This window comes from Methyloversatilis sp. RAC08 (assembly GCF_001713355.1).
Taxonomy (GTDB): Bacteria; Pseudomonadota; Gammaproteobacteria; order Burkholderiales; family Rhodocyclaceae; genus Methyloversatilis.
In genome coordinates this window covers 1,787,850-1,803,467 of sequence record NZ_CP016448.1, presented here as the reverse complement: position 1 = coordinate 1,803,467, position 15,618 = coordinate 1,787,850, and the positions used below count along the sequence as shown (strand labels likewise).

Here is a 15,618-nt window from a genome sequence, read left to right as displayed (position 1 = left end):
CAGGTCAGTCAGCGCCGTTGCGCGCGTGACGCGACACTGCCTGCAGCAGGCTGTCCTTGGTGAAAGGTTTGGTGAGGTATTCGTCCGAGCCGACCATCCGGCCGCGTGCGCGGTCGAACAGACCGTCGCGCGAAGAAAGCATCACGACAGGAGTAGCGGCAAACCTGGGGTTTTTCTTGATGAGTGCGCAGGTCTGGTAACCGTCGAGACGCGGCATCATGATGTCGCAGAAGATCACCTGCGGGTGATGGTCGCTGATCTTCGACAGCGCATCGAAGCCGTCTTCCGCGAGGACGACCTGATATCCCGCCTGGACAAGAAAGATTTCTGCACTGCGGCGGATGGTGTTGCTGTCGTCGATCACCATCACCTTGACGCCGGCGCTGCCACCCGATTCAGCCAAGATGCTCTCCCGTTCTTGTGCGCGACGATCGATGCCGCGATGTTGTGCCGTTCGCCGTCAGACAGCGACGCGGGTCGCACGCTGAACAAACGGCGGTCGGCTGGTCAGATCTGGACCATCTCAAAATCGTCCTTGCGTGCGCTGCACTCAGGACAGGTCCAGTTGGGCGGGACATCCGCCCAGCGTGTGCCGGGTGCGATACCCTCTTCCGGCAGACCGGCGGCTTCGTCGTAGATGAAGCCGCATATGAGACACATGTAACTCTGGAATTCGGCCGTGACTGTGGAACTCATGGCAGTATGGTTTGTTAGAATCGAATCGATATTACCGTAATTAACCTTCTGTAACGACAATCCGGGCGCGCGCTTTATGGTCAATCGTGATGTGCGGGCGCATCCGCCTCTTGTCATGTGTTTTTCCGCCACCGACCCCACCGGTGGCGCCGGCATGCAGGCCGATCTGATGACGCTGTCGGCGCTCGGCTGCCATCCGCTCGGCGTGGTGACGGCCGTCACCGTGCAGGACACCACCGGCGTCGAGGAAATCGTGCCGATGGACGACGACCTGGTGGTCGATCAGGCGCGCGTGCTGCTGTCGGATGTTCCGGTGTCGGCATTCAAGATCGGCGTCATGGGCAGCGTGGAGAACATCGCCGCCATCGCCGAGATCATTTCAGACTACCCGCACCTGCCGGTGGTGTTCGATCCCGTGCTGTCATCCGGCCGCGGCGACGAACTGGCCGACGAGGAAATGGTGATCGCGCTGCAGGAACTGCTGCTGCCGCTGACCACGGTGCTGACGCCGAACAGTCTCGAAGCGCGCCGGCTGGCGCAGTTCGGCGACGACGATGATGAGGACGACGAATCGGACAACCGTCAGGATCCACTCGCGCTCGACGAGTGTGCCCGCTTGTTGATAGCAGCCGGCTGTGGGCACGTGCTGCTGACCGGCACCCACGAATCGACGCTGCGCGTCAGCAACGTGCTGTACGGCCATGGCGGCGTGATCCGGCGCGACGAATGGGACCGCCTGCCCGGCAGTTACCACGGCTCCGGTTGTACGCTGGCCTCGGCGCTGGCTGCCTGGCTGGCGCAGGGGCTGGACGTCGGCGCTGCGGTGCAGGCGGCGCAGGAATATACGTGGCGCACGCTGGTCAACGGTTTCCGGCCCGGCATGGGTCAGTATCTGCCCGACCGTTTCTTCTGGACGCGCAACAGCAATATGGACGCGGACGACGGCAGCGACGACTAGACGATGCCTGCCGACCTCCGTTCATTGCGCGGCCTTTACGCCGTGACACCCGAAGCCCTCAGCGGCGCTGCGCTCTGCCGGGCAGCCGAAGCTGCCTGCGCCGGCGGTGCAGTGCTGCTGCAGTACCGCAACAAGTCGTCCGACGCCGCTTGCCGCCTGGCGGACGCGCGCGCGCTGCGCGCCATCACCACCGTCTGCGGGACGCGTTTAATCATCAACGATGATGCCGAACTGGCGCACGAAGTCGGCGCCGACGGCGTGCACGTCGGCCGCGGCGATGGCGATCCGGCGGCGGTCCGCCGGCGGCTGGGTCCGGCGGCACTGATCGGCGTGTCCTGCTACAACGATGCCGCGCTCGCGCGCGAGGCCCGGCGGGCCGGCGCCGATTACGTGGCCTTCGGCGCGATGTTCGCGTCGGCGACCAAACCCGCTGCGCCGGTCGCCGACCGCGCGCGCTTCGCCGAGGTGGCCGATCTGGGCATTCCCCGATGCGCCATCGGTGGCATCACGCTGGACCGGGCACCGCGGCTGATCGAAGCCGGAGCCGATCTGCTCGCCGTGGTGTCCGACCTGTTCGACGCCCCTGACATCTCCGCGCGGGCACGTGCCTATGCGCAGCTTTTCTGAAGGAATCGCCATGACCACCCGCAACGAACAGCTTTTCGAACGCGCCCAGCGCAGCATTCCGGGCGGCGTCAATTCACCGGTCCGGGCCTTCCGCTCGGTGGGCGGTACGCCGCGCTTCTTCACGCGCGGTGCGGGCAGTCGTCTGTGGGACGCCGATGGTGTCGAATACATCGACTATGTGGGGTCGTGGGGCCCGGCCATCCTGGGCCATGCACACCCGGAGGTGATCCGGGCCGTGCAGGAAGCCGCGGTGGGTGGCCTGTCTTTCGGTGCGCCGACCGAAGGCGAAATCCTGATGGCCGAACTGCTGTGCGCCCGCGTGCCGTCGATCGAACAGGTGCGCCTGGTCAGTTCCGGCACCGAGGCGACGATGAGCGCCATCCGTCTGGCGCGCGGTTTCACCGGCCGTGACGCGATCGTCAAGTTCGAAGGCTGCTATCACGGCCATGCCGACAGCCTGCTGGTCAAGGCCGGCTCCGGTGCGCTCACCTTCGGCAATCCGAGCTCGGGCGGCGTGCCGGCCGACTTCGCCAAGCACACGCTGGTACTCGACTACAACGACCCGCAGCAGCTGGAAGACTGCTTCCGCAATCACGGTGAGCGCATTGCCTGCGTCATCGTCGAGCCGGTGGTCGGCAACATGAACCTCATCGTGCCGACGCGCGCCTTCCTCGATGCGATGCGCACACTGTGTACACAATATGGCGCAGTGCTGATTTTCGACGAGGTGATGACCGGTTTCCGCGTCGGTCCGGTCGGCGCCCAGGGCCTGTTCGGCATCACGCCCGATCTGACCACGCTGGGCAAGGTGATCGGCGGCGGCATGCCGGTCGGCGCCTTCGGCGGCCGGCGCGACATCATGGCCGCCATTGCGCCGATCGGTGCCGTGTATCAGGCCGGCACGCTGTCCGGCAACCCAGTCGCCGTGGCGGCGGGCCTGAAGACGCTGGAACTGATCGACGCACCCGGCTTCCATGACCGGCTCGCCGCCCGCACGAAGCAATTCACCGATGGCATGGTCGCCGCGGCCCGCGAGGCCGGCGTGCCATTTTCGGCACAGTCGGTCGGCGGCATGTTCGGCCTGTACTTCCGCGATGCGCCGCCGGCGAGCTACGCCGAAGTGATGCAGTCGGACCGCGAACGCTTCAACCGCTTTTTCCACGCCATGCTCGATGCCGGCGTCTATCTCGCGCCGTCGGCGTTTGAAGCGGGCTTCGTGTCGGGCGCGCACAGCGAGGACGACGTGGCGCAGACGCTGGCGCGGGCGAAGGCCGCGTTCGCGAAGGCCTGACGGAATAGACAGGATTCAAGGTGCAAGGAGGGGCGACGCTCACTTGCATACTGAATCTTGCAACTTGCATCTGCCCTACAACGTACCGCGCGGCTTGCGCCCGGCCTTCGCGAAAGCGACGTCGAATACCGGGCCGGGCAGCAGGCGCAGCAGCTTGGCCACCACGCCCATCTGCCAGGGCACGACTGCGTAGGACGTGCCGCGAGCAATGACGCGGGCGAAACGCGGGGCGGCTTCGTCGGCGCTGAGCAGAAAGGGCATCGGGTAGGGATTGATGGCGGTCATCGGCGTGTCGATGTAGCCGGGGCAGATCGTCTGCACTTTCACGCCGCTGCCGCGCAGTTCCACCCGCAGGCTTTCCAGATAGGTGATCGCCGCCGATTTCGAGGCGCAATAGGCGCCGGCACCCGGCAGGCCGCGGATGCCGGCGACCGAGGCGATGCCGACCAGTGCGCCGCTGCGCCGTGCCTGCATCGGTTTCACGAAAGGTGCGAAGGTGCGCACCAGCCCCAGCACATTGATGTCGAACACGGTTTCGAACGCCGGCAGGTCTTCCTGCTCGCCGGTCAATGTCCCGACCGATACACCGGCATTGCCGATGACGATATCCGGCACGCCGGCCTGCTGCATGAAGGATTCTGCGGCAGCCTGCAGTGCGGCGGCGTCGCGTACGTCGGCGGGAAAGATGAAATGTTGCCCCGGCAGGCTGGCAGCCAGTGCTTCGAGCTGGACCGCCCGCCGCGCCACCAGGCCGAGTGTGGCGCCCTCGGCGGCGTAATGGCGGGCCAGTGCTTCGCCGATGCCGCTCGATGCACCGGTCAGAAAGACAACGGGTGCCGCGCGGGCACCCGTTGCTGCCGGACGCGTGGCGTCCATGCGGTTTACTTCTTGGCGGCCGCTGCGCGCTCGCCGCGCGCGCGCTCGATCAGCTGGTCGACGATGGCAAGCATGCCGTCGTAACTGTTGCCGAGCGCGATGTACTTGCCATCGACCACCAGCGCCGGCACGCCGGTCAGCTGATAGGCGGCGCTCATCTGCTGTGCACGCTGCACCTTGCCCGACACGGCGAAGGACTTGGCCGTGTCTTCGAACTTCTTCGCGTCGATGCCGTTCTTGCCCATCCAGCTGCTGATGGTTGCCATGTCGTTGAACGCCTGGCGCTCCATGTGGATGGCGTCGAACACCTTGCTGTGCATGCGGTCGAGCTCGCCGAGGGTTTCCAGCGTGTAGTAGGTCTGCGCGCCAGCCACCCAGGACTGACGGAAGATGGCCGGTACCCGCTTGAAGGTCACGTCGTCCGGCTTGCGGTCGAGCCACTTCTTCAGTGACGGCTCGAGCTCGAAGCAGTGCGGGCAGCCATACCAGAAGAACTCGATCACCTCGACCTTGGGGCCCGGTTCGACCGACTGCGCCGGCTTGATCTCGCGAAAGTCCTTTTCATTCAACGGGGCGGCAGCGACGCCACTGGCCATGAAGCCGGCAAAAGCCAGCGCGGCGATCTGCTTGAATCCGAATTTCATGCTGTCTCCTGTGTATGCACGGCAAGTCCGGTCATCGGACAAGCGAAGTATCGATCCCGTTCTGGGCCAGTTCGGCGCGGACCCGGCTCATGTCGTCCGGGCTGGCGAACGGGCCTAGCCGTACGCGGTAAAGCGTGCCCTTGCCGGCGACGGCATGGGTCTGAACGTTCGACTCCAGACCCATCAACGCAAGACGGGCTCGCAGGTTGTCCGCTTCTTCTTCCGACGAGAAGGCGCCGGCCTGCAGGACCAGCGATTCAGGCGCAGCGGCAGGCGCCGGCGTGACCGCAGGTGCCGGGCTGTCTTCCGGAGTCGTCGGTGCTGCCGCAGGCGGCGTCCGGGCAGGTGCGGGTTGCGCACTCTGGTTACCGGGCAGGATTTCATAGAAGTCGAAGCGCGGCTTGGCGGGCGGCTTGTCACCCGGTTTGCCGGGCAGTGCGACCGGTTCGCTCCCCGGTGCAGCCGCCGCTGGCGCCGCTTCACGCAACTGCAGCGGCAGCGCCGAGCCGTTGATGTACCACATGACGCCGGCGCACAGCACCACGCCCAGTACCAGGCCGATGAAGATGCCGACCACCGTGCCGCCGCGATGCTTGCGCGCGGGCGCCTTTTTTTGCGCAGCTTTGGCCATTACATCGATTCCGGTGCGGACACGCCGAGCAGCGACAGCCCGTTGGCGATGACCTGCCGCGTTGCGGCGGCCAGTGCAAGACGGGCTTCGCGCACCGCCAGATCGTCGACCAGCATGCGCGAAGCGTTGTAGAAGGCGTGGAAATCGGATGCCACGTCGCGCAGGTAGAAGGCGACCGAGTGCGGTGCGCGCTCGGCCACCGCCTGGGTGATCACATCCGGGAACTCGGCCAGGCGTTGGGCCAGCAGCAGTTCGCGCTCGCCGGTCAGCGAATCGAACGGGATGCCGGGCAGCAGCGACAGGTCGAGCGCGTGATTGGCCACTGCCTCGCGCAGCACCGAGCAGATGCGGGCGTGCGCATACTGGATGTAATAGACCGGATTGTCGTTCGACTCGGATTTGGCGAGATCGAGGTCGAAATCAAGATGCTGGTCGCTCTTGCGCAGCACGTAGAAGAAGCGCGCCGCGTCGTTGCCGACTTCGGCACGCAGGTCGCGCAGCGTGACGAAGTCGCCCGAACGCTTGCCCATCGCCGCCTTCTCACCGCCGCGGTACAACACGGCGAATTGCACCAGCGCGATTTCGAGCTTGTCCGGGTTTTCGCCCAGTGCGGCCAGCGCACCCTTCACGCGCGGGATGTATCCATGATGGTCGGCACCCCACACGTCGATGACGAGGTCGAAGCCGCGCGCGAACTTCTCCGCGTGATAGGCGATGTCGGACGCGAAATACGTATACGCGCCATTTTCGCGGCGCACGACGCGATCCTTCTCGTCGCCGAAGCGGGTCGACCGAAACCACAGCGCGCCGTCCTGTTCGTACAGGTGGCCGCCGTCCTGCAGGCGTTTCACCGCGCGATCCACCGCGCCGTTGCTGTGCAGCGACTGTTCCGAATACCACACGTCGTAATGCACGCGGAACTCACCCAGATCATTGCGCTGGTCGGCCAGCATGGCATCGAGCGCGTAGCGGTGCACCGTCCACCAGTCTTCGCCCAGCGTGGTCTTGGCATGGGCGATCAGTGCGTCGAGCATGGCGTCGGCGGTATCGCCGGCGACCGAGGCGTCGGGCAGATCGGCCGTGTGCCGGTTCAGTCGGGTGCCCTGCTGGATGAACAGTTCCGCCCCGATGTCGCGCACATAGTCGCCGCGGTAGCCGTCGGCCGGGAATTTCACCGCCGCGCCCTGCGTTTCCATATAGCGCAGCCATACCGACACGGCGAGGATGTCCAGCTGGCGACCGGCGTCATTGACGTAGAACTCGCGCGTCACCGCGTAGCCGGCGGCGTCGAGCAGGTTGCACAGCGCAGAGCCGTAGGCGGCGCCGCGACCGTGGCCGACGTGCAGCGGCCCGGTCGGGTTGGCCGACACGAATTCGACCTGCACCTTTTTGCCGGCACCGGTGTCGGAGCAACCGTAACGCTCGCCTTCGTTCAGGATGCGGCCGACGATGGCCTGCTTGACCGAGGCGCTGAAGAAGAAATTGATGAAACCGGCGCCTGCCACTTCGGCGCGCTCGACGATGCGCGATGGCGGCAGTTCTCGCACGATGCGTTCGGCGATGACGCGAGGGTTCTGTTTCAGTGCCTTGGCCAGCTGCAGCGCGACGTTGCAGGCGAGATCGCCGTGCGAAGCCTGCTTCGGACGATCAAGAAGGATGTCGGGTGGCGCGATGTCGGGCGCCACGCTGGCCAGTGCGGCATGCAGCAGACGGGTCAGTTCTCGGCGCAGTTCGGGGGTCATGAGTGAAACGGAAGCGCGATGCGCAAGTGCATTTGGAGACCGCGAAGTATAGCGCGAGCCCGCAGACAGCCCGGAAAGCCGCTTCCGGCGTGACGGTGCTTCTTGTACAGTGCGCGCTCCGCACGCCGCTGTCGAGTCCCCGCAACATGAGGTTTCAACCCCCCAGACCGTCTGTCCCTTCCCCGCTAAGTGCGGCCGAGGGCTGAGCCGCATGCGCTGGCTGCGACTGCTCAAGATCCTCACGGTGAGCCTGCGCTTCGGGCTGGACCAGATGCTGCTCGATGCCGGCAGCAAGCTGCGCTTTGCCGGCCTGCTGCGCGTCACCCGGCTGGGCCGGCGCTTCACCGACCCGCGCGCCGTCAGGCTGCGCGAAGCGCTGGAGGCGCTGGGCCCGATCTTCGTCAAGTTCGGCCAGATGCTGTCCACCCGGCGCGATCTGCTGCCGCCGGACATCGCCGACGAACTGGCCAAGCTGCAGGACCGCGTGCCGCCGTTCCCGTCGGAGCAGGCAATTGCCCGGCTCGAAACCTTCTACGGCAAATCGCTTGACCAGGTGTTCCGCAGCTTTGAAACCCGACCGGTGGCGTCCGCATCGGTGGCGCAGGTGCATTTCGCGGTGCTGCCGAATGGTGAGGATGTCGCGGTCAAGGTGCTGCGCCCCGGTATCGAACACATCATCGCCAACGACATCCTGCTGATGGAAACCGCCGCCGGTCTGCTGGAGCGGGTGTGGTCGGAAGGGCGCCGGCTGAAGGCGCGCGAGGTGGTGGCCGAATTTTCCAAGCATCTGGGCGACGAACTCGACCTGATGCGCGAGGCGTCGAACTGTTCGCAGTTGCGCCGCAACTTCCGCGATTCGCCACTGCTCGCCGTGCCCGAGGTGTATTGGGACTTCTGCGGCCCGACGGCCATGGTGATGGAGCGCATGTACGGCCTGCCGATATCGCATACCGATGCGTTGCGCGCCCAGGGCGTCGACATGGCGGCGCTGTCGCGCGCCGGTGTCGAAATCTTCTTCACCCAGGTATTCCGCGACGGTTTCTTCCACGCCGACATGCACCCGGGCAACATTTTCGTCGCGCCCGACGGCCAGTACATTGCGCTCGACTTCGGCATCATGGGTACGCTGACCGACGTCGACAAGAACTACCTGGCGCAGAACTTCCTCGCCTTCTTCCAGCGCGACTACAAGCGGGTGGCGCAGGCGCACGTCGATGCGGGCTGGGTGCCGCGCGGCACCCGCGTCGATGAATTCGAGGCGTCGATCCGCGCCGTGTGCGAGCCGATCTTCGACAAGCCACTGAAGGAAATCGAGTTCGGCCGCACGCTGCTGCGGCTGTTCCAGGTGTCGCGCCGGTTCAACGTCGAAATCCAGCCGCAACTCGTGCTGCTGCAGAAAACCCTGCTCAACATCGAAGGCCTCGGTCGTCAGCTCGACCCGGAACTCGATCTGTGGAAGACCGCCAAGCCCTTTCTTGAACGCTGGATGAGCGAACAGGTCGGCTGGCGCGCGCTGCGCCGCAAGCTGCTCGACGAGGCGCCGGCCTGGGCGATGATGATGCCGGAGCTACCCCGGCTGGCGCACAAGATACTGAGCCAGTCCGCGGCGCAGGATGTGCGGCAGGAGGCGGTCGACCTCGAACAGCGCAGCCGCCGGCAGCTGCGCTGGATTCAGTTCCTGTGCCTGCTGGTCGCGCTGCTGATCGGCTTCGAGGTGTGGCACGCCTTCGCCTGAGTTGCGCTCGGGACACCGTCCCTAAAGATGTCGCCACGAAAGTCGTTAGCCCCTGTTCATACCGGGAGATGCCGACGATGAATATGACCACGGTAGCGGGGCATGCAAGGGATAACGCGGGGGCTGGGCAATGATTCCTCCACACATGAAGGCATTCGGCGAACTGGCCGGCTCGATGAGCAGCTCGGTGCATGGCGCCGCGTCCACCTTCACGCAGATCGTGTCCGAGCAGGTGGGCATGTCGGTTTCGCATGTCGAAATGGCCGACCGCGCCCGCCTCGACATCTGCATGGCCAGCCTCGACAGCTGCCTGTGCGGCGTGGCCCAGCGCATGCGCACCACCGAGGGCTGCAGCGCCGAAGCCATGCTGGTGCTGCCGCAGATCGGCGGCCTGGCGCTGGTGAGGCGCATGCTCGGTCTGCCGGGTGACATTGCCGAGCCGGGAGAACTGGAGCAGGACGCTCTGGCCGAAGTCGGCAACATCGTCATCGACGCCTGCTCCGGTGTGCTGGCCGGAGCGCTCGGTTGGCACATCGAGGCGTCGCAGGCGCGCGTCACGCTGTCGGTACCTGATCGGCCGTTCGGCATGGATGAATCCGTACGCTGCGCGCTGGTGACCCATCTGCGCATGCATCTGTCGGGCCTGCGCGTCGATGGACTGGTGGTGCTCGAAATGACCGCCCTCGCCGGGCTGCCCATGTTGCCGCCGCGGCGCCTGGACGCCTGATCGAAAACCCCGCAAATCCAGTGCCCGCAAGGCTTGTGCGCCGTTATCATTGAGCCTGCGCGGCGTTGTTCCGCGCCGTGAAATGTTGCTTCGGGGCGTGCATGCTGATCTGGTTCGTAGTGCTCTATCTGATGGTGTCGGTCGGCATCGGTCTGTACGCCGCGACACGGGTCCACAACGCCAGGGATTTCGCCGTTGCCGGCCGCAGCCTGCCGCTGCCGGTGGTGACGGCCACCGTATTCGCCACCTGGTTCGGCGCCGAGGCGGTGTTCGGGGTGTCCGCACAGTTCGTCACCGAGGGCCTCGGCGGTGTGGTCGCCGATCCTTTCGGCGCATCGATGTGCCTGATCATCGCGGGCATCTTCTATTCGACCAAGCTGTACAAGCTGAACATCATGACCGTCGGCGACTACTATCGCCTGCGCTACAACCGTACCGTCGAAGTCATCACGTCGCTGTGCATCGTCGTGTCGTATCTGGGCTGGGTGGCGGCGCAGATCAAAGCCATGGGCCTCATCTTCTTCATGGTGACCGACGGCGCGGTCAGTCAGGAAACCGGCATGGTGCTCGGTGCCCTCATCGTGCTGACCTACACCACGTTCGGCGGCATGTTCTCGGTTGCCATCCTGGATTTCGTGCAGATGGCGGTGTCGATGGGCGGCCTGCTCTACATCGCCTACGTCATCAGCGGCCTGACCGGCGGTGTGGCGCCGGTCATCGACCACGCGTCGGCGGCCGGCAAGCTCGATTTCTTTCCGCCGGCGGATCCGTGGCTGTGGATCACCTTCCTCGGAGCCTGGCTGACCATGATGCTGGGCTCCGTCCCGCAGCAGGACGTGTTCCAGCGCATCACGTCGGCGAAGAGCGCGAAGGTCGCGATCGGCGGCTCGGTGCTGGGTGCATCGATCTACTTCTGCTTCTGCTTCGTGCCGATGTTCATCGCCTATTCGGCGACGCTGATCGACCCCGGCACCTTCAATGCGCTGATCGAGGAGGATTCGCAGCGTGTGCTGCCCACGCTGGTCATGCAGCACACGCCGCTCATCGCGCAGATCCTGTTCTTCGGTGCGGTGCTGTCTGCCATCATGAGCTGTTCGTCGGCCACGCTGCTGGCGCCGTCGGTCACCTTCGCCGAGAACATCGTCAAGGGCTTCTACCCGCGCATGGGCGATCGCCAGCTGCTGCTTGTGATGCGCAGTGCCATCGTCGGTTTCGCCAGCATCGTGCTGGTGGTGGCGCTGAATTCCGAAGCGGGCATTTTCGAAATGGTCGAGAACGCCTACAAGGTGACGCTGGCCGGCGCCTTCGTACCACTGTTCTTCGGGGCGTTCTGGAAGCGCGCGACAACCCAGGGCGCGCTGGCCGCAATCATTGGCGGCCTGGGCTCATGGTTGCTGGTCGAGATACTGGTCGGCGAGGCCAGTGCGGTGCCGGCCCAGCTGATCGGGCTGGCGGTCAGTGCCACCGGCATGATCGTCGGCTCGCTGCTGCCTCAGTGGGTGGGTCATCGTCTGCCGCACGAGCCGGACCACGCGGCGCTGCATCACCATGCCGCCGCCGGCACGCATCACGCCGCCACCGGTCACACCCCGCCGCCGCGCTGATCGCTACTGCGCGGGCTGAGGCTGCGCCGCGGCCTTGGCGGCCGCTTCGGCTTCGCGCTGCAGGCGCTGCGCTTCCTTCCGGCGCACCCGTTCGTCGATCTTGTCGGCGTGGCGCTGCTGGTCTGCCGCACGCTGGGCTGCGCGGGCGTCCTCGCGTTGCCGTCCGGCGGCCTGTTCGGCATCCTTCCGGGCGGTTTCCTGTGCCTTGAGCCGTGCGCGTGCTTCCGCCTCGGCGTCTTTCTGCGCGCGCTCGCGGGCATCCTGCTCGCGTTGCCGTGACAGCGCCTGCTCGGATTCACGCGTCTTCACGCTCATTTCGATCGACTTCAGCCGGCGCTCATCGGCTGTCCGCTGCTTCTCCGCGCGGCGTGCCTGCGCGGATCGCGTGCGCACGTCACGTTCGATGTCGCGCGCCTCTAGTTCGAGCTTGCGCACTTCAGTGACGCGCAGACGCAGGGTTTCGTCCGCTTCTTCGATGCACGACGACACCAGCGTGCGCTGCCAGCAGAGCGCGTCCGCGGCCGCCCGGTCGGCATCCGCCTTGCGCCGCAATTCGCGTGCCTGATCCTTCAGATCGCTGGCACGCTTGCGGAGCCGGTCGCGCTCTTCGGCCGGAAAGGCATCGGCTTCCGCTGCGGTGGTGTCGGTGGCGACTGCGGAGCCAGCCGCAGCCAGACCGCTTGCCGTCAGGGCAATCAGTCCCGCCAGCAGGTGTGCGGCAAAAGTGTTCACGTGCGTCCTCATCCTTGAACTTCGACGCCGAGTGGCGCCGTGCTGTCCATCCGCCGAGATGCTAACCCGGCGTGCAGACGTTCGACATGCAAAGGGGACTCAACGCATCAGGACGGGCGTCGATGGACAGGATGTGTCTTCAAGGGGGCCTGGGCCGACGGACGGCGCGTGGCAGGGCTTTCAGATCTGCACGGTCGGCGCCGGTCGCAGCACATAGCCGACGATCGCCAGCCCGCCCAGCGCCAGCGTGATGCCGGTCGGCAGGCCGGCTGCCATGGATGCCGCGGCAGCCACTGCACACAACGGCGTGGCCTGTCGGGTTGCAGACCGGCGACCGGCGTGCAGGAATCGGTTGACTGGAGTCGGCATGGTGATTTTCCTCAAACGCATCAGGTGCTGAGTTTCACGGGATTTACCCACGGGCGAAGTCCAGAATATCGCCGCGATTCCCCGGCATTCCGTGCGATTTCGAACACTGCCCGCTGTGTCGCTCTGACAGTCCGTGACACAGGTCGCAAAGAAAAAAAAACGGGCACCCGAAGGTGCCCGAACTTTGCAGAGGAGAGCGTTGCTTCAGATGCGGTAGGCTGTTTCGCCGTGCGCGGTCACGTCCAGACCTTCGCGCTCTTCATCTTCCGGCACACGCAGGCCGATGAAGATGTCGACCAGCTTGAAGGCGATGAAGGACACGACGGCGGACCAGATGATCGTGATCACGACGCTCATCACCTGGACGGTGACCTGCGAACCGATCGAGAAATCATCGGCGCCGGTGCCGCCCAGTGAAGGAGCCGTGAACACGCCGGTCAGAATCGCACCGACGATACCGCCGACGCCATGGACGCCGAACACGTCGAGCGAATCATCTGCGCCAAGCATGTGCTTGAGGCCATTGACACCCCACAGGCAGATCACGCCAGCCAGCAGGCCGATGACCAGCGCGCCGATCGGTCCGACCGTACCGCAGGCCGGTGTGATTGCCACCAGACCGGCGATCGAGCCCGATGCCGCACCGAGCATCGACGGCTTGCCCTTGAACACGGCTTCCGCGGCGACCCACGCCACGATGCCCGCTGCAGCGGCAACCATGGTGTTGAGTGCAGCGAGCACCGTGCCGGCATTCGCTTCGAGGTTGGAGCCGGCGTTGAAACCGAACCAGCCCACCCACAGCATGGACGCACCAACCATCGTCAGCACCAGCGAGTGCGGCGCCATCGATTCCTTGCCGTAGCCGATGCGCTTGCCGACCATGTAGGCACCCACCAGACCGGCCACACCGGCGTTGATGTGCACCACCGTGCCGCCCGCGAAGTCCAGCGCACCGTGACCCAGCAGGTAACCGCCGGCGCCCCACACCATGTGAGCGATGGGGATGTACGAGAAGGTGAACCACAGCACGCTGAACAGCAGCACTGCGGAGAACTTCACCCGCTCGGCGAACGATCCGACGATCAGCGCAGCGGTGATGCCGGCGAAGGTCAGCTGGAACATGACGAACAGATATTCCGGAATCTTCACGTCGGCACTGAATGTGTCGGAAAGGGAATCAACCGTCACGCCGCTGAGGAACATCTTGTCCAGCGAGCCGATGAATGGCGTCGCTTCGGTGAAGGCCAGGCTGTAGCCATAGACGATCCACAGGATGCCGATCAACGAGAAGACGACCATGACCTGCATCAGCACCGACAGCATGTTCTTGGCGCGAACCATGCCGCCATAGAACAGCGCCAGGCCGGGCAGGGCCATGAACAGCACGATGATGGTGGCAACCAGCATCCAGGCGATGTCGCCCTTGTGGACCTCCGCCTTCACTTCTTCAGCCGGTGCAGCCTCGGCAGGTGCAGCTTCCGCCGCCATCGGTGCTTCAACTGCCGCATCTGCCGGAGCGGCCGCTGCTTCTTCGGTAACGACAGCCGGAGCTGCCGGGGGATCTTCTGCCATGACAGGCGCAGCCAGGCCGATAGCCAAGGTTGCGCACAGGATGCCCAGGAAACGTTTCATCTTGTGTTCTCCCTTAAAGCGCATCGACGCCGGTTTCACCGGTGCGGATGCGGACGACCTGTTCCAGATCGAAAACGAAAATCTTGCCGTCACCGATCTTGCCGGTGCTGGCAGACTTTTCTATGGCTTCGACCACGCTGTCGACCAGCTCGTCGCTGACTGCAGCCTCGATCTTCACCTTGGGCAGGAAATCGACGACGTACTCGGCACCCCGGTACAACTCGGTGTGACCTTTCTGGCGGCCGAATCCTTTCACCTCGGTAACGGTGATGCCCTGCACGCCGATGGCCGATAGGGCCTCGCGTACTTCGTCAAGCTTGAACGGCTTGATGATGGCTGTGACTAGTTTCATGACAATCCCCTGGCAGATACCGTGAAGCGTTGTTTGGATCAGAACGTCTTGGTCAGGAACACCACATACTGGTCGTCACCCAGATACTTGCCCTTGAGGTTCGTGTAGAAGGCCTTCTCCGCGCTGTTCATGCTGGTGTCGGTGTAGAAGGCGCCGACCGTGAAACCTTGCGGAAGGGCGTACGACAGGCCGATCTTCCAGTCTTCGTACGAAGCGATGTCGTCGTTCTTCACGCCGGCGTTGGAACCGCTGAAGTCCTGGATGCCGTAGTGCAGGTTCAATGTCAGCGCTTCGGTGATCGGGTAGTTGGCCGACAGGTCGAGGTACCAGGTGCCTGACGAGTTGTTCACACCGAAGGTGTCGCCCAGGCTGTACGAGTACTTGGCGCTCAGGAAGCTCCAGCTGACAGCGGCGTAGGCTTCCAGCGTGTCGGCCTTGGTGACGCCGGGGTTGCGGTCGCCCGGGTAGATGTACTGCAGCAGGCCGACGTCGTAGCCGATGCCGGTTTCGCCGAAGGCGCCGCGATAGCCACCATACACGTCGATTTCCATGCTGGAGCTCGAGTAGGCCGGGTCGACGCCTGCCGGCGCGTCCTTGAGCCACGAAATGTTCGATGCCCAGGTGCCGAGGTAGAAGCCGCTGGCGTGCGAGTAATCGAAACCGCCCTGCAGTGCCGGGTCTTCATTGGTCTGGCTGATGCCGCGGAACACGTACTGACTGAACAGACCAACGTTGCCGGTGAAGGTATGCGGGCTGGCCGGCTCTTCGGCTTGAGCGGTGAAGGCCGGCACGGCCAGTGCGCTGGCGAGGGCAGCGGCGATCAAAGTCTTTTGCATTGGGTTCACTCCTTGATTTAGGGAAACTGCCCGGCTTGTCTTGCACAGAACGTGCCAGACGTTGTTACTCCTTGTTTTTCAATGGTTTGATGCAGTACGGCGAATATCCGGGACGGTCCGAGGGGATCCCCCGCCCCAAATGCACGCACTGCAATATGGTCTTGCA

At 64.8% G+C, this 15,618-nt stretch carries 17 protein-coding genes; 6 read left to right on the top strand and 11 right to left on the bottom strand.

Annotation, left to right across the window (positions count from 1 at the left end):
- Positions 1 to 4: 4 nt before the first annotated feature.
- Positions 5 to 403, bottom strand: coding sequence for a response regulator (locus BSY238_RS08410; protein WP_083223978.1), 399 nt, complete (start codon positions 401 to 403; stop codon positions 5 to 7).
- Positions 404 to 507: 104 nt separating this feature from the next.
- Positions 508 to 696 (bottom strand): rubredoxin, encoded by a 189-nt coding sequence (locus BSY238_RS08405; protein WP_069038733.1) that lies wholly within the window; start codon positions 694 to 696, stop codon positions 508 to 510.
- A gap of 115 nt (positions 697 to 811) precedes the next feature.
- On the opposite strand from BSY238_RS08405, the gene thiD reads away from it, so the two are divergent.
- The 3 genes from thiD to hemL are packed head-to-tail and all read left to right on the top strand — an operon-like array spanning position 812 to position 3,572.
- Positions 812 to 1,654 (top strand): bifunctional hydroxymethylpyrimidine kinase/phosphomethylpyrimidine kinase, encoded by an 843-nt coding sequence (thiD, locus tag BSY238_RS08400; protein ID WP_083224138.1) that lies wholly within the window; start codon positions 812 to 814, stop codon positions 1,652 to 1,654.
- Positions 1,655 to 1,657: 3 nt separating this feature from the next.
- Positions 1,658 to 2,281, top strand: a complete 624-nt coding sequence (gene thiE, locus BSY238_RS08395; RefSeq protein WP_069038732.1) for a thiamine phosphate synthase — start codon at positions 1,658 to 1,660, stop codon at positions 2,279 to 2,281.
- 10 nt (positions 2,282 to 2,291) lie between these two features.
- A complete protein-coding gene (hemL, locus tag BSY238_RS08390) occupies positions 2,292 to 3,572 on the top strand; it encodes a glutamate-1-semialdehyde 2,1-aminomutase (protein ID WP_069040560.1) in 1,281 nt (426 codons plus the stop codon).
- A gap of 75 nt (positions 3,573 to 3,647) precedes the next feature.
- Here the strand turns inward: hemL and BSY238_RS08385 are convergent, their stop codons facing one another.
- Genes BSY238_RS08385 through argS form a run of 4 tightly spaced genes read right to left on the bottom strand, consistent with a single transcriptional unit; the run spans position 3,648 to position 7,465 of the window.
- On the bottom strand, positions 3,648 to 4,448 hold the full coding sequence (locus BSY238_RS08385) for an SDR family oxidoreductase (protein ID WP_190295071.1): 801 nt from the start codon (positions 4,446 to 4,448) through the stop codon (positions 3,648 to 3,650).
- A 5-nt stretch (positions 4,449 to 4,453) separates the two neighbouring features.
- Positions 4,454 to 5,092, bottom strand: coding sequence for a thiol:disulfide interchange protein DsbA/DsbL (locus BSY238_RS08380; protein WP_069038731.1), 639 nt, complete (start codon positions 5,090 to 5,092; stop codon positions 4,454 to 4,456).
- A gap of 31 nt (positions 5,093 to 5,123) precedes the next feature.
- Positions 5,124 to 5,723 (bottom strand): SPOR domain-containing protein, encoded by a 600-nt coding sequence (locus tag BSY238_RS08375; RefSeq protein WP_069038730.1) that lies wholly within the window; start codon positions 5,721 to 5,723, stop codon positions 5,124 to 5,126.
- Entirely contained in the window at positions 5,723 to 7,465 is a 1,743-nt protein-coding gene (gene argS, locus BSY238_RS08370; protein WP_069038729.1) for an arginine--tRNA ligase, read from the bottom strand. Before argS ends, BSY238_RS08375 begins: the two co-directional genes overlap by 1 nt.
- Before the next feature lie 211 nt (positions 7,466 to 7,676).
- Here argS and ubiB point away from each other — a divergent pair, with 211 nt between their 5' ends.
- From ubiB to BSY238_RS08355, 3 genes are all read left to right on the top strand, one after another.
- A complete protein-coding gene (gene ubiB / locus BSY238_RS08365) occupies positions 7,677 to 9,200 on the top strand; it encodes a ubiquinone biosynthesis regulatory protein kinase UbiB (RefSeq protein ID WP_069038728.1) in 1,524 nt (507 codons plus the stop codon).
- Between the two features lie 145 nt (positions 9,201 to 9,345).
- Positions 9,346 to 9,927 carry a chemotaxis protein CheC gene (locus BSY238_RS08360; protein ID WP_223300316.1) on the top strand — a complete coding sequence of 194 codons (582 nt, stop codon included), beginning with the start codon at positions 9,346 to 9,348 and terminating at the stop codon, positions 9,925 to 9,927.
- Between the two features lie 101 nt (positions 9,928 to 10,028).
- Positions 10,029 to 11,531, top strand: a complete 1,503-nt coding sequence (locus BSY238_RS08355) for a sodium:solute symporter family protein (protein ID WP_069038726.1) — start codon at positions 10,029 to 10,031, stop codon at positions 11,529 to 11,531.
- Between the two features lie 3 nt (positions 11,532 to 11,534).
- Here BSY238_RS08355 and BSY238_RS08350 read toward each other — a convergent pair whose 3' ends face one another.
- The 5 genes from BSY238_RS08350 to BSY238_RS08330 all read right to left on the bottom strand — a co-directional run bounded on the left by BSY238_RS08350 (position 11,535) and on the right by BSY238_RS08330 (position 15,452).
- A complete protein-coding gene (locus BSY238_RS08350) occupies positions 11,535 to 12,263 on the bottom strand; it encodes a hypothetical protein (protein WP_069038725.1) in 729 nt (242 codons plus the stop codon).
- A gap of 180 nt (positions 12,264 to 12,443) precedes the next feature.
- Positions 12,444 to 12,632, bottom strand: a complete 189-nt coding sequence (locus tag BSY238_RS08345) for a hypothetical protein (RefSeq protein WP_069038724.1) — start codon at positions 12,630 to 12,632, stop codon at positions 12,444 to 12,446.
- A 204-nt stretch (positions 12,633 to 12,836) separates the two neighbouring features.
- Positions 12,837 to 14,264 carry an ammonium transporter gene (locus tag BSY238_RS08340; protein ID WP_190295070.1) on the bottom strand — a complete coding sequence of 476 codons (1,428 nt, stop codon included), beginning with the start codon at positions 14,262 to 14,264 and terminating at the stop codon, positions 12,837 to 12,839.
- A 13-nt stretch (positions 14,265 to 14,277) separates the two neighbouring features.
- Positions 14,278 to 14,616 (bottom strand): P-II family nitrogen regulator, encoded by a 339-nt coding sequence (gene glnK, locus BSY238_RS08335; protein ID WP_069038722.1) that lies wholly within the window; start codon positions 14,614 to 14,616, stop codon positions 14,278 to 14,280.
- Positions 14,617 to 14,654: 38 nt separating this feature from the next.
- A complete protein-coding gene (locus BSY238_RS08330; RefSeq protein WP_069038721.1) occupies positions 14,655 to 15,452 on the bottom strand; it encodes a TorF family putative porin in 798 nt (265 codons plus the stop codon).
- Positions 15,453 to 15,618 lie beyond the last annotated feature (166 nt).